This window comes from Noviherbaspirillum galbum, assembly GCF_010974945.1.
GTDB classification, from domain to species: Bacteria; Pseudomonadota; Gammaproteobacteria; order Burkholderiales; family Burkholderiaceae_D; genus Noviherbaspirillum; species Noviherbaspirillum galbum.
Window position 1 is genome coordinate 1 of the sequence record NZ_JAAIVB010000055.1, and the last position, 19,540, is coordinate 19,540.

Genomic DNA, 19,540 nt, shown 5'->3' on the forward strand with positions numbered 1-19,540 from the left:
AGACAAAACCGGCCCGCGGGCCGGTTTTTTTTCGTCCGCAGAATTGGCTGTCGTGAAATTGATTGTTACGCAATTGAATTGCAAGCAATTCAAAGCGCTTCTATCCATGTGTCCTGTTGCACCATAAAAATATTTTTCACGAGAAATGAATTTCCGTGGAACCATTTCTGGTATGCAATGCTCTGACGAAACGTTGTCCTTGAGCATGATCAAGGGTCGTTTTCAAGAAAGGGGACTATTTTGCATACTTCGACGATTCATCGCCATTCGCTGGCTACCTTGGCTTCCGCCTGCGCCGCCGTTCTGCTCGCTGCCTGCGGAGGCGGTTCCGGCAGCGCGGTCGATACCACCACGAGCGCCACGGCCGACAGTACGGTCGCCGCGCAATCCGCGGTCCAGACCGCCGACAGCGCCGGCACGGTAGTGGAAGCGCAATCCGCAGTAGCAGGGGCGGTCGTCGCGTCCCCCAACAGCACCGTAGCGGCAGCCGCCGCGATCGCGGACGGGAGCAGCAGCGCGCCGGGCAAGTCCGGGTCGCACGCGTCGTCGAATTCCGCTAACGCGAGCACGTCGTCCAGCGGTTCGATGGTTGCCACCGCTCCGGCGACCAGCACCGTGGTGCCCGCACCGGCACCTGCGCCGACTCTTGCGCCCGCACCGGCGCCGACTGCCGCACCCACCGCTGCGCCCACGGCCGCACCCACTCCGGCGCCGACTCCTGCACCGGTACCCGCGCCCGCGCCGGTCCCCGCACCTGCACCCGCACCTGCACCTGCACCCGCACCTGTTCCCATGCCGGCTCCCGCGCCGGCGCCGGTGCCCGCCAACCCCACGCCTTACGGCCAGGATGCGAGCCAGTTCACGCTCTCCTTCGATGAAGAGTTCAACAACGGCTTCAACAGCAGCGTCTGGAATGACCACATCTGGTATGCCGGCTCCAACGCCACCAAGAACTTCACGGTGGAGAATGGTTCGCTGAAGATCTGGCCGCAGCGCGATGCCAGCGGCAGCTTCTTCGACCGCACCATCGACACCGACGGCAAGTTCTACCAGACTTACGGCTACTTCGAAATGGAAGCCAAGCTGCCCAAGGGCAAGGGCACCTGGCCGGCATTCTGGCTGTTCAACCACATCGGCAGCCGCCGTCCCGAGATGGACATCATGGAAGCCTATGCCGGCGGCGAAGGCTGGGGCTACACCAACAGCAGCAACGTCGCCATCCCCACCACCTATGCGCCGACCGTCTGGAAGGGCGACGTCGACGGCCAGATGATGGGCTCGCGCATGTATGACTCGGGAACCGATCTCTCCGCCGGCTTCCATAAGTACGCGGTGAAGTGGGAGCCGACGAAGCAGACCTATTACTTCGACGGCAAGGAAGTGCTGGTCGTGAACGTCACCATGGGCGACCCGATGTACATCATGCTGGACCTGTGGTTCGGCAGCGCCAGCGGCACGCCGGACAACTCCACGCCGCAGGGCAAGGACAACTCCTACGAAGTCAACTACGTGCGCGCCTGGCAGTTCAAGTAAGTCGCCACCGAGCGCATAGCCAGCACAGCAAGGCCGGGTTCATCCCGGCCTTTTTTCATTGGCGGCATGAAGCGACGCGGGAGCCGGCGGGCGATGCCGGCGCCCGGGGCTCCCGGCGAAACGGCGCAAGGGTCATCGTGCATCAAGGCATGTCATTGAGGACTCTCAACCGGAGGGAGCGTGAAAACGGGAATGATGACCACGTTTGCACGAATCCATCCTGTCGCCGACGATGCGCGCCTTCCTCTTTCTTTTCTCGATCATCCTCGTCGCTTCCTGCGGCGATCGCGCGGCCGCGGATGCCCGCAAGGAGAGCGTTGCCGCGTCCCGCGAAGGCGGGGCGAAAGGCGCCTCCGGCAAAAGCCAGTCCACGCGCGACGTGCCGCATCCTGGCGGTCCTTACGGACAGCGCGCCGATGACTGGGTCCTCACGTTCTCGGAAGAATTCGAGCGTTTCAACAAGGACCTGTGGAACGATCACATCTGGTATGAAAAGCCGAACCCGACGCAGAATTTCGCGGTCGAGGATGGCCGCCTGAAGATCTGGCCACAGCGAGACGCGACCGGCAAGTTCTTCAACCGCACCCTGGATACGGACGGCAAGTTTTCCCAGACCTACGGTTACTTCGAGATGGAAGCCAAGCTGCCGCGGGGGAAGGGCACCTGGCCTGCTTTCTGGCTGTTCAATCACCCGGGCGACAGGCGCCCCGAGATCGACATCATGGAAGCCTATGCCGGCGGCGAAGGCTGGGGCTTCGTCGACAAGAAGGGCATGCACCGGCCGAACGTCTATGGCACCACCGTGTGGATAGGCGATGGCAGCTCGGCCGGATCGAAGATGAACGAGACCCACAAGGACCTCTCGGAGGGCTTCCACAAATACGCGGTGAAATGGGAGCCGGACCGCCAGACCTTCTACTTCGACGGCAAGGAAGTGATGAGCGTGCGCACGGCCATGCACGATCCCTTGTACATCATCCTCGACCTCTGGTTCGGCAGCGCCAGCGGCGAGCCGGACGACAGCACGCCCCAGGGCAGGTCGAACGCCTTCGAAGTCAATTACGTACGGGCATGGCGCGCCAGGAACGTGCCGTCTTCCGAGCGCATCCTGCAGAACCGCTAGCTTGCGCCGGCATGTTGCCGGCAAGCCTGACATTCCGTCCCGGAACGAAAAACGCCATCAAGTCTGTACCGTATCAGCAACGCGGCCCCGCTTGATTGTGTTAACGCAAAGTCAAAAGACCGTGCTCCACGAAACTAAGGATGTCCGACGACGCTCCTTGCTTTCCCGGCGCCGTCCCTGTTGTAACTCATCCGGCCGCTTTCCGGCCGGTCATCCGAGATGACGTGCAATGCTCTATAACTCCTACGAATTCATCTTTCTTTACCTGCCGCTGGTCTTCTGCGGCTTCTTCCTGGTTGCGCGCAAGTCGCACCAGCTCGCGGCGCTCTGGCTAGCGCTGGCCTCGCTGTTCTTTTATGGCTGGTGGAATCCGAAGTTCGTCGCGCTCCTCGTCGGGTCGATCCTGTTCAACTTCGGCGCCGGCTACCTCATCGGAAAGCGCAGGGAACACGATCCGGCCGAAGCGAAGATGCTGCTCATCGGCGCCATCACCGGCAACCTTGCCCTGCTTGGCTATTTCAAGTACACGAACTTCTTCATCACCACCTTCAACGGCCTGTCGGGCCAGAACGTGCTGATGCTCGACATCATCCTCCCGCTTGGCATCTCGTTCTTCACCTTCACGCAGATCGCCTTCCTGGTCGACGTCTACCGCGGCATCGCCAAGGAATACCGCTTCGTGCACTACCTGCTGTTCGTGACTTACTTCCCGCACCTGATCGCGGGCCCGGTGCTGCACCACAAGCAGATGATGCCGCAGTTCGCCGCCAAGGAAACCTACCGCATCAACTGGGACAACGTCGCCATCGGCCTGACCATCTTCGCGCTTGGCCTGTGCAAGAAAGTCCTCATCGCCGACAGCCTGGAGCCGATCGCGAATGGCGTGTTCAACGGCGCGCACCGCGGCGAGAACCTCATGCTGTTCGATGCCTGGGCTGGCGCGCTTGCCTATGCCTTCCAACTGTATTTCGATTTCTCCGGCTACTCCGACATGGCCATCGGCCTCTCGCGGATGTTCAACGTCAAGCTCCCGCTCAACTTCAATTCGCCTTACCGCGCGACGAGCATCATCGATTTCTGGCGCCGCTGGCACATCACGCTGTCGACCTTCCTGCGGGATTATCTCTACATTCCGCTGGGCGGAAACCGGCAGGGAGTGGCGCGCCGCCACGCCAACCTGATGCTGACCATGCTGCTCGGCGGCCTGTGGCACGGCGCCAACTGGACCTTCGTGGTGTGGGGCGGCCTGCATGGCGTCTACCTGGTGATCAACCATCTCTGGCGCGTCGCCAGCGAACGCATGGGCATCCGCAAGCTCGGGCCGGCCTGGCTGCGCGCCGGCACCGGCTGGCTGATCACCTTCCTCTGCGCGCTGGTGGCGTGGGTCTTCTTCCGCGCGGAAAACTTCAACGATGCATCCATGATGCTGCAAGCCATGGCTGGCATGCGCGGCCTGTCGGTCGGCGTATCCGCCCATCTGCCTGCCGCGGTGATGTCGCTGGTGCATAGCCTGAAGATGCCGGTCGAGCTGCTCGGCTTCCTGCCGCTGGCCACCGGCGCTTCCGGCCTGAGCGTGCTCGAGGTCGGCCTGCTGCTGCTCATGGCGGCAACCATCGCATGGACCATGCCGAATACCCAGCAACTGCTGCACCGCGTGCAACCGGCGCTGGAGCCGGTGGCCCGGCCTGCCTACTTCGCCGGCCTGTGGAGCGCGTCCTCGCTGTCCTCGCGCATCGCGGTCGGCATGCTGCTCGGCTGCGCCATCTTTGCCATCAATCGACAATCCACTTTCTTGTATTTCCAGTTCTGATGCGAAACTATCTGCTAAGTGTGCTGCTGATGACCGCCGCAACGTTGATGTTGCTGGCAGGCGTGAACTATGCGGTGGATCCGCTCAACCGCATTCGTCCCAATACTTCGGGTGTCTACCTGAAGGCGCAGGAGCGCGAGATGAATCCCGGCGTCGCGCGCAGCATGAAATACGATACCGTGGTGATCGGATCGTCGATGATGGAGAACCTCGATCCGGCATATATCGAGAAACTCTCCGGATGGAAGGCCATCAACCTCGCGGTCGAGGGCAGCACCGCCTACGAGCAGCGGCGCAACCTCGAGGTGGCGCTGCGCACCGGCCAGGTCAAGCGGGTGATCTGGGGCGTGGACTGGGGCTCGTTCTCCCATGGCCCGTTCGAAAGCGCGCCGGGGCCGGGCGTGCCGGACTACCTGTATCGCGACGACAGCGCGCTGGATTACGTGAAGTATGTGTTCAACGTGTCGGTGCTGCGCGCTTCCTTCAAGCGGCTCGCCGGCGTCGGACTGGTGCCCGAGAGCGAGCTCGGCCGAGTGCATAACTGGAGCAATACCTATGACTACGGCTGCAGCCAGATCGCGGTCGAGGAAGCGCGGTTCAAGCGCGTCGGCTCCATCTTCAAGAACCACAAGATCGGCACCTACCGGCAGAGCGTCGACATGAACTTCTTCGCACTCGTGGACGAATATCCCAAGGTCGAATTCTATGCGATGCTGCCGCCTTACTCCGCGCAATGGGTCAGGTCGCTGAGCAACTACAATCCTTTCGCGCTCAACGACTTCCTTGGATTCCGGAAATACCTCGCTTCCTGGAAGCGGCCGAACCTGCGTCTCTTCGATTTCATGGCCGACGAGTCCATCGTTACCAACGGCCATAACTACCGTGACCTCGCGCATTTCCATGAATCGGTCAACCAGCTGATGTTCAGGCGCGCGCTGGCCGGCGAACACCTGCCGGTGGTCGACCACGTCAACAGCTACATCGACAAGCCCATGAAGTGCAACTGACGGAGAAGGCGCGCACCGCGTAGCGGTGCCGCGCATGCTGCCGACGTACTTTCATTTCCTTTCCTAACTTTCTGATTCGCCAGCGAAAGCAATCGCCTTTGTGGCGAATACAAGGTCGGTCATGATTTGCGTCAGGCACGGTCGGCGTGGCATCTCCTACACTTGCTTTCAATGCTCCGTGCCACGCCGGAGACCCGCGCCTCACGCTTCAAGGAGATCAACCTGAGAGTCGCCTTCGTCACGAACACCCCGCCGCCGTATCGCGTTCCCGTTCTACAGCGTATTGCCCGCGTTCCAGGTGTCAGCTTCCGAGCGATCTTTTGCGCGCGGCGCGAGCCGAATCGCAAGTGGGATCTGCCGGCGCTCGACTTCGACCACGTATTTCTCCGGGAACGCTTCTTCACGGTGTCCGGGCGTTACATCCACAACAACCCCGACGTCGTGGGAGCGCTGCGCCGCTTTGCCCCTGATGTCGTCGTGACCGACGGCTTCAATCCGACCCACCTGTATGCCTTCTTCACCGCCTGGCTGAGCGGCCGGCCGCATGTCGCCATGACGGACGGCACCGACGTGTCCGAGCGCGGCCTCGGGCGCCTGCACCGCGCGGCGCGCAGGCTGGTCTATGCGCATTCCGCCGCATTCGTGCCGGCGAGCGCCGGCGGCAGGCGGCACTACGAAAGTTATGGCGTCAGCCCGGATCGCTGCTTCACGTCCTGCCTGTGCGTCGACAACGAGCGTTTCGCGCCGGCGCCGAACCAGGAGAAGCGTTTCGATTTCATGTTTTCCGGACGCATCGAAGCGGTGAAGAACCCGGTGTTCGCGCTCAGCGTCGCGGTGGAAGCGGCGAAGCGCCTCAAGCGCAGGGTAAGCATGTTGTATGCCGGCGCCGGCGGCCTCGAGGAAACGGTGCGCAATGCGGCTGCCTTGCATGAACGTTTCGTCGATGTGCATTTCCACGGCTTCGCTCGCCAGGATGAATTGCCGGCGCTCTATCGCGCGTCGCGCATCTTCCTGTTTCCTACCTTGTGGGATCCCTGGGGCGTGGTGGCCAACGAGGCTTGCGCGGCCGGCGTGCCGGTGCTGGTGTCCAATGAAGCGGGCGTTGCCGGAGAGCTCGTCAGGCACGGCGAAAATGGTTTCATCTGTCCGATGGAAGCCTCGATGTGGGCGGACCGCGCCGCGCTTCTGCTGTCCCGTCCGGACATCTATGCCGATTTCTCGAGCAGGGGCCTGCACATCGTCGGCGAGTACAACTTCGACAATGCGGCGGCGGGTCTGCTCGACGCGTGCCGCTTCGCGCTATGTGAAGCGGAGGCGGGAAAGGTCAAGATGCAGGTGTGATTCGTCATGGCATGCTTGGTTTAACGGTTTTCCTGGGAATATAAAGTGGTTCAGCACGTCATCCGCATTCGTTTCGACATCAACATGGCCCGTCCCGGGCTTCCGGCCGGCGCACCGGCGGGAGGCATGCGATGAGTCTGCTGTTCACCTGCTCCATCGACGACGGCCATCCGCTCGACATGCGGACCGCCGAGTTGCTGGACAAGCATGGCCTGCGCGCAACCTTCTACGTTCCGATCAAGAACCGCGAAGGATCCTATGTGATGACGCGCGAGAACCTCCGCGAATTGTCGCGGCGGTTCGAGGTCGGCTCGCATACCTATGACCATTGCTACCTGCGCGAGCTCGACGTGCGCCGGACCTACTACCAGATCTCGAAAGGCAAGAACGGGCTCGAAGACGTGCTCGGCCTGCCGATCAACGGTTTCTGTTATCCCGGCGGCAAGTACAGCGCCAAGGACATCGACATGGTGCGCGCCTGCGGCTTCGTCTACGCCCGCACGACAGCCAATCTTTTCCTGGATGCCGGACATTCGCGTCTGGAACTGCCCACCACCATCCAGTTCTATCCGCATTCGCGCGGGGTGTACCTGCGCAACTACGCCCGGTCCGGCGACTGGCTCAAGCGCGCCGGACCGCTCTACCTCGCCTTGCGCAACGATCACTGGATCAAGCGCCTGCATGCCCTGTTCGACCATGCGGTCGAGGCGGGGCGCGTGTTCCATCTCTGGGGGCACTCCAAGCAGATCGACGAGCTCGACGCCTGGGATGAATTCGAGGCCTTCCTGGCGCACGTCGGACAGCAGGTGAGGGCGGATGCACGCCTGACCAACGGCGAGCTGGTGCAGCGGGTATATGGCGTCGAGCGGAAGGTGCTGGCGCCGACGGCGGCGCATTTCAAGGCGGGATGAGAAGGGAATGAGAAGGGGACGAGACGCGGCGGAGAGCCGCGCCCGTCGCCCGGCCTAAACCGTCCAGCCGCTGGAAACGAAATCCTGGTAAGGCGCGGCCTGCAGGATGGCGTTCAGTACATGTGCCCGCAATACCTCGCGGCGCGGCGATTCCAGCATCGAGGCATGGGTGCCGCCGACGTGCACCGTCGACAGCCGGGTGCAGAGACCGCCCCAGCCATAATCCTCCGGCAGGTCGGGCAATCCCTGGTCCGACAGGAACAGGGTCACCGGCATCGCAAGCGGCTTGAGTTTCCAGCGGCGCAAGGCATCCACGCGCATCCGGTAGTTGCGTTCCCGGTAGAAGGTATAGGAGATCGCCTTGTTCGGCCGCGACGAGGCGGCCCAGGAAAGATAGCGGCCCAGCGCCACGAAGCGCTTGCGCACGAGGCGCAGCACCGTGACGGGATCGGCGGCCAGGTTCAGGTAGCGCAACGCCTGCGCGCGCAGCACCTCGGCGCGGCTTTTGCCGAGGGCGGCGGACATGCCCCACATGCGGCTGTCGATCAGTCCGACGAAATGCACCTTGCGTCCGGCCTCCATCAGGCGGCGCGCCGTTTCGAACGCGACGTAGCCGCCATAAGAGTAGCCGGCGAGCGCATACGAGTCGCAGCCCGGTTCGGCGATGACCTGCCTGAAGGCCGCATCCACGATGGTGCTGAAGTCGCCATCAGCGGGATCATTGCCGCGCCATTCCGGGTAGTCGATGACCTTCATCCGGACGTTGCCGCCGAAGGCGGCGCGGAAATGCGACAGCAGCGGCTCGTCGCCCAGGATGCCCGGCATCATGAACAGCATCGGCTTGCCGGCGACGGGAGAGGCGGTTTCCTCGGCTGCGGCGCCGCGCAGTTGCCGGCCGAGCGCCGCCGCCAGCGACCTTGGCGTACTGGCCGGCTCCAGGATGTCGATCGCCACCTTCGCACCGGCCCGCTGCTCGATCTGGAACCAGAATTCAAGCGTCTTGAGCGAGTCCGCATCCATTTCGTCCCAGCGCATGTCTTCCCGGTAGGCGTTCGGCTTGAGGACCTCGCGCCAGGCGCGTTCCACGATGGTCAGCAGCGCGGGATCAGCCGGCTCGTCGCCGGAAATGCCTGCATTGACGGCATCACGCACGGGGCTGGAATCATTGCGCATGGCTTGCTGGCGTTCCAGTTCTTCCTGGTCCATTCTTTCCAGGCGCTTGACATCCGGCTTGAATCCCGGAAGCAGGGGAATCTGGTCGAGCATGCGGATCTCGGATGGCCGCATGTAGGCGGGCAATCCTGCCGCCAGCCTGTCCTTCAGGTCCGCAAGGACTTGCGTGCCATCAGCGTCGCCAGACGCATCCGGCACCACGTACGCCACCATGCCGATCGTTTCCGTCCCGGCGCGGCGGGCAATCACCACGGCGTCGCGGACGCGGCCCTTGCGCAGGATGGCTTCCACCTCGCCGGGATCGATGCGCTGGCCCCGGATCTTGATCTGCCTGTCCTTGCGGCCGACCAGTTCCCACAAGCCGTCGGGAAGCTGGCGCACGAGATCGCCGGTGCGCTGGATTCGATGGCCGGGCAGCTCGGGGTCGGGCTCGAAGGGACCGGGTTCGAGCTTGCCCAGCTTCCAGTAACCGATGGCGCCGTGGCGGGTGCGCACCACGAGTTCGCCGGTTTCGCCCTGCGCCACCGGCTGCCCAGCATCGTCCACCACCCTGAAGCCGATACCTTGCTGCGGATGCCCGACCGGGACCCGGGCTTGGGTCGGCTGCCAGTCCCGGGGAACGAACCACTGGAAGGCATTGGGCATCTCGGTCGAGCTGTAGCTCACCAGGAACAGGCAGGAAGGCGGCAATACCCGGCGGACCTTCTCCAGGTCGGTGTCCCGCGTCACGTCGCCCGCCACGCGCATGATGCGCAGGCTGGCGCAAGCCTGCATGGCATCCGGCGCGTCGAGCAGCGTGCGTAGCAGGGAAGGAACCGTATAAGCCAGCGTGACGCGCTGCGCCCGCATGAACTCGAGCGTGCCGCCGATGCCGAGGCGATGCACGTCGGCGATGCACAGGCAGGCGCCGGAAAGAAGGGTGGTCAGAATCTCGCGCGTGCCGGCGATCGTCCAGGGGCCGCTGAGCAGCAGCATCCGGTCATCCGGGCCGACATGGCAGGTATTGGCCGAGGCGGCGGCGCGCTGCAGGAGTCCGCGCTGGCTGTTGCAGATGCCCTTGGGCTTGCCGGTGCTGCCGGAAGTGTAAAGGAGGCAGGCCGGCGCATCGACATCCGCCGGCGCAGGGCCTTGCGAAGCGCCTGCCGTCTCGTCCTCGCTCAGAGACGAAGCCACGTCGATGCGGGACAGCGCGGCGGGGAGGTTTTCGACCTGCGGCATCGAAAGATCGCAGATCACGGCATGCATCGCCGACTCGGTGGCGATTTCATGCACGCGAGCCGCGGGTTGCTTGGGATCGATAGGCACGTACGGATGTCCGGATGCCATGCATGCGAGCATGGCGAGCGGAAACCGGCCGTCATTGGGAAAGAAGATGCCGACGGCGCCGCCGCGCGGAACCTGCCGGCCGAGCTGGCTTGCGAGCCGGCGCACTGCCTCGCGCAGGCCGGCGTAGCTCAGCTTGAGATTGCCATCATCCAGGGCATTGCGCTGCGCGTGGCGGTCTGCGATGAACTCGAAGCGCTGGAACAGCGGGCGGTCCAGCCAGTCATCCTCGAAGCCGTCGAATGCGAGGCCGCGGGGACCGCCGTGGTCGATGGGGATGGCGTCCCCGGCGTAGCACCAGGCATCGCGCTGTCGTACCGACGCCTTGACGGCGCCATCAAGTTCAAGTTTGCCGTGATTGTCTGCTGAAGTCATTTGCACAAACGCTTGTTTCACCTGTTGATCGATGGGCGCATGACGCGAGACTGGCGGCCTTCACGAGATGGTCGGAACAAGGCTTCCGCTGGCGTTCGTCGATGCGGTGTGCCATCGGCATGCCGGCGCCGGAGATGCTGGCCGCGAGCGTTTCCCTGCGTTCATTTGCTATCCCGGTTCGACTATAGAAAAAGATTCACTTTCCCAACTTGTTTCATCACAACGATACGTCCGCTTGACAATTTTTTACATGAGGTCGAAGCGGCGCAGCGCTATCCATGCACTTCGTCCGGGGACTAGGGAAGGTGTGATCGAAGCGCCTCCTGATAGGCGCGGTTGACATACCTGATCGCTTCGGACAGCCCTGACGCCGTATGCACCAGCGTATAGCGGTCGCCCGACAGGTGCGATCGGTAGATCCGTATCCTCATCTTCGCTTTGCCGAAGAGGCCGGTGCCGGCACTCGTCTGGACGAGCGCGAATTCATAGCCGAAGTTCTTGGAACGCAGGCGGACCACGCCTTTCGCAAGCAGTTGCCGGTCGGCGGCGAGCACGAGATCGTAGTGCGGCCCGGCGCGCCTGGCGGCGATCATCAGGCGTGCATGCAGTTTTTCGCCGGCTGCGGCGTCATAGGGGCGGTTGGCGGATGACATTTGCAGTATCTCGAAGGTAAGGTCGCGCAAAGGGGCCGAAGGAGGGGTGACAGCGGGGCGTGGCGCCTCCCGGACATCGCTTGCGGTGTCGTCGATTGCGTTCTGAACCACTGGAATGACCTCCGATTGGCATTGCCTATGGATGACTATATTTAAACTGGGAAGCCTAACTTTGTTCACGCACAATATTGGTCGGCGTCGGCCTTGCTCATCGGTATGAATTGCCGTCCTTCGATGCGTCTCGTCACGATTTCCGCGCGCGATACCGGCACGTGTTCAGGGCGTGTTACTTCGTTCGGTTGCGCTCGCCGTCGGATGCCGTGGCGCCTTTCGTTTCCGCCAGCTTCCAAGCCCTCACATACTTTACTTCGAAGGCATTCTTAGGCCCGAGGGGCGTGGTGCTGTCGACCGGGCCGCTGGCGCTGCCGTATTGCATGTTGAGCAGCACGTACATGCGCTTGTTCATCCTGACGCTGGCGGCATGGATCAGCTTGCCGTCGAAATAGAACGACAGCTTATCGGGTTCCCACTTGAGCCCGTACTTGTGGAAGTCGGAAGATAGGTCGCCCGCATGATGCGCATGGGTGGCGTGCGGCCCGGGCTGGCCATTGCCGTTCTGGTAGTAGCTGACGCCATAGCGGATGGGCCGGCGCCTGGCGTCCGCCCAGTATCCCGTCTTGTCGCCGGAGTAGGCTTCCATGATGTCGATCTCCGGCTCGCCCGGCGGCGCGTCGGAGTTGAGCAGCCAGAAGGCAGGCCAGCAACCGGCGCCGGTGGGAAGCCTGGCTTCCATTTCGAAGTACCCGTAGGTCTGGTCGAACTTGCGGGCGGTCGTCAGGATGCGCTGCTTGAATTCGCCGTTCTCGTCGGGCTGGGGCCAGATCCTGAGCATGCCGTCCGCGACCCCGAAGTCGTGCGTGGCGCGCGGCTTGTCGTACCAGATGTGATCATTCCACTTGCTGGCATCCAGCCTGTCGCCATCGAATTCATCGCGAAAGCTCAGGACGTAGTTGTCTGCTTCCTGTCCGTATGGCGCGGGGAGCGAAGCGCGCGGCGATTCCTTCGCGGCCTCGCATGCGCTGACGAGGAGGATGCACGCCGTCGCAAACAGCCCGCCGGCAATGATCATCTTGAAGGTAGGTCGACGTGGCGGGAGACGGCCCGCGCACTGGCCTGCGGAGGGTGGTGTCATGATGCGCTCGACAAGAAAAAGAACCGCCTGCGGTTGCGGCGGTTCCAACGATCTCGTGACGCGCCGGCCGGATCCGCTTCCCGTGGAAGCTTGTCCGGCCGGCTGCCTTGCCTTACTGCTTGCGGCCGATGAAGCCCGCGATGCCGACCTGGCCGCCGGCGTTTGACAGCGCGAAGGTGCCCGCGATTTCGGCCGGGCCGGCGCCGGTGGCGCCCGTGGAAATGACGGGGCCGAAGTAGCGCGCGCCCACGCCGCCCTGCAGCGTGTCTGCGGTCGCCGGACCGGTGAGGTAGTTCGCCACCGTAGTGCCGGCCGCGCCCATGCCCGCCTGCGCCGTGAAGTTCAGCGGGATCGCGGTCGCATACTGCTCGCTCAGGTCGAAGTCCGCCTTGGTGTTGAGGATCTTGACCGTCACCTGGCGGGTGGCGAAATCGACGGTGATCTCGCAGTCGCCATGCACGTAGGCGGCATCTTCGGAAGCATTGCGGGCATACCACCCGAAGACGAAGCCTGCATAGGTTGCCGTACCGGAGGTGGGGATGGCGGACGGATCGGTGACGTTGCCATAGGCGACCAGGCCGCGGCGGTTCTGGTTGAATTCCTTGGGCGCGCGCCATTCGGCGATGCCGACCGTGTCCTTGGTCTTCCAGGCGCCGATGTTCGAATAGGCCATGTTGTAGTTGGTCAGTTCGCGTTCGCCCTTGGTGCCGGCATACGGCACGCCGGCCGCCGTCGCGCCGGCGAGGAAGGTCGGGTTGCCCGATGCATCGGGCAAGCCGCTGCCCGCGTGGATGTCGCCGTCGCCGTGCACCCGCTTGGCGGTCGTCAGGTCGGGGATGTAGCCGCCGTTGCGCCAGTCGCCCGAGCGGAATTTGATGCCCGCGGTTTCGGACGCGGGGCAGGGCATCATCTCTACCGGGCAGCGGGTCGGCAGCGTGCGGGGAAAGTACTGGTTGTTGGCATAGTTCGCCTGCGTCGCGCCGGTGCCGCGTGTCGCGAAGTCGTAGTAGGACACGTCGGACGGATCGGGCAGGGCAGCATAGCTGATCGCGCCGCTGGCATCGAGCAGGGTGCGTCCCGCCACGGGACGGAAGGTTTCCACGATGGGCGGGCGCTCGTTGATGCTGTCGAAGGAAATGCCCATGTTTGTCAGGACTACCGCCGTGCCGGCGACGCTGCCATCGGCCGCCTTGTTCACGCGCAGGTCTGCCGTGCCGCCCGAGGCCAGGGTCAGGCCATAGGCCGTCGTCGGGTTCTTGATCACGGGCTCGAGGTCATTGGTGGATTTGCCATAGACCTGCACGCCCGAACTGGTCAGGGCGATGCCGTTGTCGGTGCGGATGATCGAGGAGCCGCTGCACTGGTAGCTGGCGCCGTCCACGCAGGTCATGACCATCGGCGCGGTGGTGGTCGCCGGCAGCGCCGCGCCTTGCGTGGTGGGAGTGGTGGGAGTGGTGGGAGTGGTTGGCGTTGTAGGCGTCGTCGGGGTGGTCGGCGTGGTGGGCGTGGTGGGCGTTGTACTGCCGCCCGAATTGGAGGCCGTCGTCGGCGTCGTGCCGGAGGAGCCGCCGCCGCCGCCGCATGCGGCGAGCACGGCCAGCATGATGACGGACAGCGGAAGCTGATACTGCATGAATTTTTTCATAGGGACTCGCGGAAGTGGTTGGTCAAATGGCGGCGATGGTGCCGCCTGATTCATTCGGTCTTCGGGAAAATCGGATATCAGAGTTTTAGCTTTTGAGTTGAATATCCGCGATCAAAGTTACTAGTTCAACAAGAGGGGCCAATTGATTCGACTCAAGCAAGTTTGATAGGCGTGGGATGCGATGAAACTAAATTGCGATGCCACAATCGCGCCGCAGCGCATGCGGCGCGATGTTGCAGGAGGCGGGAACTCAGGCGACGCAGTGATGCAGGTCGCCGTAGGAAACGAGCTTGTCGGGACGCGTAACGCGGCTTAGCAAGGGACGGAAGGGCTGCTTCATCTCGGCGTCGATCAGGCTGCCGTCGGCGGCATAAGCCGGATGAACCATGAGTTCGACGACGGTATCCTGCGACATGCATTCGCGCGGAAGGGATGCGATGTCGTTCAGGTCGCAGAAGTAATCCGTGCCTTTGAGGCCGTTGAGTGAAATGATCCAGTTCAGGTTGGCCTTGTAGGTCCTGCGCGCGATGGACGCGGCCCTGACATTGTCGGATAACCTGAGGTAGGGAACGGAAAGTCTGCGCAGTTCGCGGACCACCGCGAGCGAGATGAACAGCTCGGTGTGCACATGGTGATGCGAGTCTGCATGCGTGAGCGAGATGCCATGCTTGCGGCAACGATGGATTTGCTGGGCCACCTCTTCGCGCACCAGGTTGATTTCGTCACGCGGCAGCCAGTAATGCGTGAAGCGCTTGAAACCCAGGTTGCCTTTTTCATCGCAGAAGATGCGCGACTGGCGGATGCCGGTCGTGAGCGGCCGGCCTTCGGTCAGGTTGAGGTGGATGCCGATCTTGTCGGCGAAGCCCATGCGCCGGGCGAGATCGCAGGCGTGTTCGAAGGCGGGCGCGTTCGCCATGATGGTGGTGCTGGAAATCAGTCCGGCGGCAAACGATTCCGCGATTGCCTGGTTGACGCTTTCAGAGTAGCCGAAGTCGTCGGCATTGATGATGAGCATGGATGATCGTTGGGTTAGACATAGGGTTGGGAAACGCCGGCTTCCGACGGGTCCTGCTTCAGCAGGTCTTCGAATTCCCTCAGGATGTTCCGGATGTTGAGCTTGGTTTCCGCGTATTCGCGGCCCGCCTTGCCGAGCGCGTGCCGCCGCTCGCGGTCGTGCGCCAGATCGCGCACCGCCCCGGCGAACGCATCGGCGTCGCCAGGCGCGGTGATGACGCTGCACTTGGACACGACGCGTCCCAGCTCAGTATCGGCATGCGCGGTGGCGACGACCGCGCGTCCGCTTGCGAGCATGCCGGTCAGCTTCGAGGGCATGACGAGGTCTGCGGCATCGGCGCGCTGCGGAAGCAGGTGGATGTCGGCGAGTCCGAGAAGATCGTTGAGCCGCTCGAAGGGCTGCAGGTCGAGGAAGCGGACGTTCCTGAGGCCCGCCGTCTGTTCCTCCAGCTTGCTCCGGCCGGCGCCGTTGCCGCAGAAGACGAACATGATCCGCGGTTCGTCCGCCAGCCGGCGTGCGGCGTCGGCAAGGATTTCCAGCCCTTGCTTGTTGCCCATGTTGCCGGAGTAGAGGGCAACGATGGTGTTGTCGGCAATGCCGAGTTCGCTCCGGTAGCTGCTCGGCCCGTCCAGCGGATAGATGTGGCTCAGGTCGATCCAGTTGGGGCAGTGGACCAGCCGCTCGGCTTCCACGCCCTTGTCGAGGGCATGCTTCATCATGCTGTCGGAAATCGTCGACACCTGGTCGAAGCGCCGCATCAGCCAGCGCTCGATGCCAAGCACCATGCGCCGCGCCAGGCTGCCCTTGAGCAGGCCGAGCGCGAATGCAGCGTCGACTTCGTAATCCTGGATGTGCAGCCAGGCGCGGGCGCGCGTCAGCTTCGCCAGGCAAAGCGCGGCGGGGGCGCAGGCAAGCGGAGGCTCGACCACCCAGACGACGTCCGGCCGCCATAGCAGCTGCCTGGCAACGACGGGAAGGCTGGCGATGGCGAAGCTTGCCAGGTGCAGCAGCCGCTTGCCGCCGGATGGCTGGCGCGGCACCCACAAGGGCGCGCGCCATACCCGCGCGCCGCCCCAGCGTTCATGCTTGTAGAGCAGGGCGCTATACCCCTTGGGGATTTCCCAGTTCGGATAATAGGGCGGCGCGGTGACGACCCGAACATCATGGCCCGCCTGGGCAAGCCACGCTGCCATCTCGCCGGTGTATTTACCGATGCCGGTGAGTTCTGGAGCGAAGTTGATGCCGTACAACAAAATCTTCATGAGGTTCCTCAGCAAGTCGTGGTTTTACGGGCCGGGCCGGCGATCCCATGCAGACCATGCCCGCGGGCATGTCGCGAAAGACGGAACTGCGCGCACCCACGACGGCGCCTTTGCCGATCGTTATTCCAGGGGCAACGAAGACATCCGCTGCCAGCCATGCTTCATCTCCGATGGTGATCTTCCTGCCCCTGATCGGGAAATCGACCTGGGCATAGTCATGGTCTCCGCCGCACAGGTAGCAGGCCTGGGAAACGACGGCATGCTGGCCGATATCGATCTCGCCAAGGCTGTAGAGCACCGCGTGGTCGCCTATCCAGGCGTGATCGCCGATGCTGACCTTCCAGGGATAGGTGATGGTCGCGGTAGGACGGACAAGCACGTTCTTCCCGATCCGGGCGCCGAAGCGCCGCAGCAGCCAGTTGCGGAAGCCGTACATGAACTGGGGCGAGGCGCGGAACAGGGTGGCCTGCACCAGCCACCAGAGCTGCACCGTCACCGCCGAGCGGCCGCGGAAGTTGGGCGGCAGGCGAAAGCGGGAAAGGTCCTGCATCATGCCTGCACCCGTTCCAGCGCCTGGTCACGGTCCGTCATGTTGAGCAGCAGGCGGTCCAGCCTCGCCTGGTGCAGCGTGCGGAGCCTCAGGTATTCGCGGTAGGCGCCTTCGGACAGCGCCTCCAAGGACGTCGTTCCCGTCAGGATGGCCTTGATCGCTTCCGAGGCGTGCTCGACGAAATGATCGATGGTCGGGCAGCCGAGCGCCGCCTGCGCGCCCACCAGCGAGCGGATGCAGCCGCGGTCCGCGGCGAGCACGGGAACGCGTTCGCGCATGGCCTCGAGGATCGTCAGCGGTTCCGCCTCGTTGCGGTACTTGGTCGGGAACAGCAGCAGGTCGACGCCCTGGAGGTAGGCGTCCTTCCGTTCGCCGTAGACCGGGCCGACGTATTCCACTTCCGGATGGTCGCGCATCAGGGCGTCGAATTGTTCGCGGATGGCGGGGTCAACCGGTCCTGCGACGCTGCCTTTCACGGCATACCCTTGCTGGCTCAGGCTGGCGATCACGTCGAAAAACTCGACGATGCCCTTCTCGAGGATGATGTTCGACAGGAACCCGAGGGTAATGCCATGCCCGCCTGCCTTGCGGGGCATCGTTGCCTGCTTCCTGTCTTCGAGGAAGGCGGCATTCGACAGAACGTACAGGCGATGCCTGGGAATTCCGTAGATGGCTTCGAGCTTTTGCGCCATGTCCGCGCATAGGCAGACGTGAACGGCATCGCCAGCGAGCCAGAAACACCATCGGTTGTGGCGTCGCGGCGAGTTCAGATAGACGAAGCTGTGGTGATGGAGATAGATCCTCGCTCCGGACATTCTCGCGACGCCGATCAGCACTGCATCGAACAGCTGGCCGAGGCCGCCGGACAAGCCGACATACATGGCATCGGGCCGCTTGACGAGCGCGAGCGCGAGGAAGGCGATCATCTGCCAGAGCCTTCCCGCCGCGCGGGATAGCGTGCCCAGACGACCGGGAAGGGGCAGCCGGCTGCCCAGCGCGGTCGGCGAGTTGTCGAAGGCGACGACCTCGGTTTTCTCGCCGAGGCATTCGAGCATCTTCTGGTTGATCGCGGCAAAGCCATGCACCGGGGGAGGAAGCGGGCCAAGGAAAAAGATCATGCCTTCCTCGCTTTGTCTTCAAGGATGGTGGAGCAGCCTTCCAGGATCTGCTGGGCGGCATGCTGGGGCGTGAAGGTCTGCATCAGGTCGATGCAATCGCGGGCGACCGTTTCCGTGTCGTTCATGCGGTCGAGGACGAGTTGCAGTTTCTCGGCGAGGTCATTGGCACTCCCTGTCTGGAAGACATGGCCCGTGCGTCCTTCCACGATCAGGTCGGGCGCGCAGCCGCAATGCGCGCTGACGATGGCGGGGCAGCCGTAGCTGAGCGCTTCATTGACGACCAGTCCCCAAGCCTCGCTCCGGCTGGGAAGGACGAGGCATGTGGCATCGAGGTAATAGGAGGCGAGCTGGTCGATGTTCGCGGCGCCGGGAAAGCGGACCGCGTCGGCGAGCCCGAGGGATTGCGCGAGCGCCTGCAGTTCGGATAGCATCGGCCCGCTTCCCACCACGGTCAGCGTCGCATCCGGAACCGTCGCGCGGACCTTGCCGAGCGCCTGGATCAGGATGTCGATTCCCTTGCCGCGGGAAAGCAGGCCGACGAAGAGGAAAGCCGCCCGTCCTGCCACGCGTCGTCGCGCGATGCGTTCCTGCAGCGCGCCGTTCGCGGTGTAGCCGTGGGGAAGCGCCGCCGCCTGGCAGCGCGCGGTGATCTTGTGCGCCGGCACGCCGAAGGTCTGGATGTATTCCTTGCTTCGCTGGCCATAGGCGAAGAAGCCGTCGCACAGGGCGAAGAACAGGCGCTTGAGCAGGAACTTCGGCGTGGATTCCGGCTGGTCGTTGATGGTCGAATCCACGAAGACGGCGCGCTTTTTTCCGGTGAGAACGCAGGCGAGCATCATCATCCAGTATTCGATGAGATGGTATCCGGGAAGCACCACGAGATCGGCGTCCGAGCGCAGCACGCGCAGGAAGAGGCGGGAGCACAGCTGCCACTTCGGCACCGCTTCGTAAGGACGATCGAACAGGAGTTGATAGGGATAGTTGTGATAGGACGTGTCGACCTCGGCCAATTCCTTCCGGTCGCCGGAGGTGGGCGCGATCTGGAAGAAGGTCACTTCCATGTTGCTGGCTGCCGTGCAGTCGTGAACACCCGAGAAGATCAGGCCCTTGTACTTGGGCCACAGGATGTTGTGAAACACGTTGATGCGATAGCGGCCGGCGCGGAGTTGGCTATCGGTAAGCTTCATGGTGTAGATGATCGTTTCCTTCCCTGTGGTTCGCCCTCTGTCCGGCAAGAATCTGAGCAACGGCTCATGCACGCACCCCGCGGCTGTATTGGTTTGTTTTCGCGGTAACGCAGGTGAATGCGCCGGCTCCGCGCGTGCGCCACGGCCGCTGTTCCCGCTGTTCCTATCGCGATGCCAGAGGCTTTGGGTGTTTCCTGACTGAACACTGCACAGTGTGTCGAAAAGCTAACTGCGCATTTTGCGGTGTCACAAAAAGCGGTTTCGGCACCACCGTCCCGCACATTGGCTTTTTGTTGGCGGTTGAGACCCATCAATGTTGGGA

At 63.3% G+C, this 19,540-nt stretch carries 17 protein-coding genes; 6 read left to right on the plus strand and 11 right to left on the minus strand.

Annotated elements, in window-relative coordinates; translation table 11 throughout:
* Both G3574_RS28115 and G3574_RS16610 read right to left on the minus strand, forming a co-directional pair.
* Nucleotides 1-207, minus strand: a 207-nt coding sequence (locus tag G3574_RS28115) for a hypothetical protein (RefSeq protein WP_205609823.1), incomplete at its 3' end; no start/stop codon positions are given.
* Nucleotides 208-257: 50 nt separating this feature from the next.
* Nucleotides 258-569 (minus strand): hypothetical protein, encoded by a 312-nt coding sequence (locus G3574_RS16610; RefSeq protein WP_163965478.1) that lies wholly within the window; start codon nt 567-569, stop codon nt 258-260.
* Between the two features lie 223 nt (nt 570-792).
* Between G3574_RS16610 and G3574_RS16615 the strand changes: the two genes are divergently transcribed.
* The 6 genes from G3574_RS16615 (at nt 793) to G3574_RS16640 (ending at nt 7,725) form a co-directional block, all read left to right on the plus strand.
* Nucleotides 793-1,533: a glycoside hydrolase family 16 protein gene (locus G3574_RS16615; protein ID WP_163965902.1), complete on the plus strand. Its 741-nt coding sequence runs from the start codon at nt 793-795 to the stop codon at nt 1,531-1,533.
* A gap of 205 nt (nt 1,534-1,738) precedes the next feature.
* Nucleotides 1,739-2,656: a glycoside hydrolase family 16 protein gene (locus G3574_RS16620; RefSeq protein ID WP_235953481.1), complete on the plus strand. Its 918-nt coding sequence runs from the start codon at nt 1,739-1,741 to the stop codon at nt 2,654-2,656.
* 229 nt (nt 2,657-2,885) lie between these two features.
* Nucleotides 2,886-4,466, plus strand: coding sequence for an MBOAT family O-acyltransferase (locus G3574_RS16625; protein ID WP_163965484.1), 1,581 nt, complete (start codon nt 2,886-2,888; stop codon nt 4,464-4,466).
* Nucleotides 4,466-5,473 carry a hypothetical protein gene (locus tag G3574_RS16630; protein WP_163965487.1) on the plus strand — a complete coding sequence of 336 codons (1,008 nt, stop codon included), beginning with the start codon at nt 4,466-4,468 and terminating at the stop codon, nt 5,471-5,473. The genes G3574_RS16625 and G3574_RS16630 overlap by 1 nt, the downstream gene beginning before the upstream one ends.
* Nucleotides 5,474-5,644: 171 nt before the next feature.
* Nucleotides 5,645-6,814: a glycosyltransferase family 1 protein gene (locus tag G3574_RS16635; RefSeq protein ID WP_163965906.1), complete on the plus strand. Its 1,170-nt coding sequence runs from the start codon at nt 5,645-5,647 to the stop codon at nt 6,812-6,814.
* Between the two features lie 131 nt (nt 6,815-6,945).
* On the plus strand, nt 6,946-7,725 hold the full coding sequence (locus G3574_RS16640) for a polysaccharide deacetylase family protein (RefSeq protein WP_163965489.1): 780 nt from the start codon (nt 6,946-6,948) through the stop codon (nt 7,723-7,725).
* Between the two features lie 54 nt (nt 7,726-7,779).
* Here the strand turns inward: G3574_RS16640 and G3574_RS16645 are convergent, their stop codons facing one another.
* The 9 genes from G3574_RS16645 to G3574_RS16685 form a co-directional block, all read right to left on the minus strand.
* The gene (locus G3574_RS16645) at nt 7,780-10,596 is read right to left on the minus strand and encodes an alpha/beta fold hydrolase (RefSeq protein WP_163965494.1); all 2,817 of its coding nucleotides are present in this window, start codon (nt 10,594-10,596) and stop codon (nt 7,780-7,782) included.
* A 296-nt stretch (nt 10,597-10,892) separates the two neighbouring features.
* Nucleotides 10,893-11,249, minus strand: coding sequence for a hypothetical protein (locus G3574_RS16650; protein WP_163965497.1), 357 nt, complete (start codon nt 11,247-11,249; stop codon nt 10,893-10,895).
* Nucleotides 11,250-11,535: 286 nt separating this feature from the next.
* Nucleotides 11,536-12,441: a glycoside hydrolase family 16 protein gene (locus tag G3574_RS16655; protein WP_163965500.1), complete on the minus strand. Its 906-nt coding sequence runs from the start codon at nt 12,439-12,441 to the stop codon at nt 11,536-11,538.
* Nucleotides 12,442-12,553: 112 nt separating this feature from the next.
* Nucleotides 12,554-14,074 carry a transferrin-binding protein-like solute binding protein gene (locus G3574_RS16660; RefSeq protein ID WP_163965481.1) on the minus strand — a complete coding sequence of 507 codons (1,521 nt, stop codon included), beginning with the start codon at nt 14,072-14,074 and terminating at the stop codon, nt 12,554-12,556.
* Between the two features lie 262 nt (nt 14,075-14,336).
* A complete protein-coding gene (locus tag G3574_RS16665; RefSeq protein WP_163965502.1) occupies nt 14,337-15,101 on the minus strand; it encodes a ChbG/HpnK family deacetylase in 765 nt (254 codons plus the stop codon).
* Between the two features lie 14 nt (nt 15,102-15,115).
* Nucleotides 15,116-16,363 carry a glycosyltransferase WbuB gene (locus G3574_RS16670; RefSeq protein WP_163965504.1) on the minus strand — a complete coding sequence of 416 codons (1,248 nt, stop codon included), beginning with the start codon at nt 16,361-16,363 and terminating at the stop codon, nt 15,116-15,118.
* Nucleotides 16,308-16,916 (minus strand): putative colanic acid biosynthesis acetyltransferase, encoded by a 609-nt coding sequence (locus G3574_RS16675; RefSeq protein WP_163965507.1) that lies wholly within the window; start codon nt 16,914-16,916, stop codon nt 16,308-16,310. The genes G3574_RS16670 and G3574_RS16675 overlap by 56 nt, the downstream gene beginning before the upstream one ends.
* Nucleotides 16,913-18,031, minus strand: a complete 1,119-nt coding sequence (locus G3574_RS16680) for a glycosyltransferase family 4 protein (RefSeq protein ID WP_163965509.1) — start codon at nt 18,029-18,031, stop codon at nt 16,913-16,915. The genes G3574_RS16675 and G3574_RS16680 overlap by 4 nt, the downstream gene beginning before the upstream one ends.
* Complete coding sequence (locus tag G3574_RS16685; RefSeq protein WP_163965512.1) at nt 18,028-19,218, minus strand: glycosyltransferase; 1,191 nt, start codon at nt 19,216-19,218, stop codon at nt 18,028-18,030. Before G3574_RS16685 ends, G3574_RS16680 begins: the two co-directional genes overlap by 4 nt.
* Between the last annotated feature and the right edge of the window lie 322 nt (nt 19,219-19,540).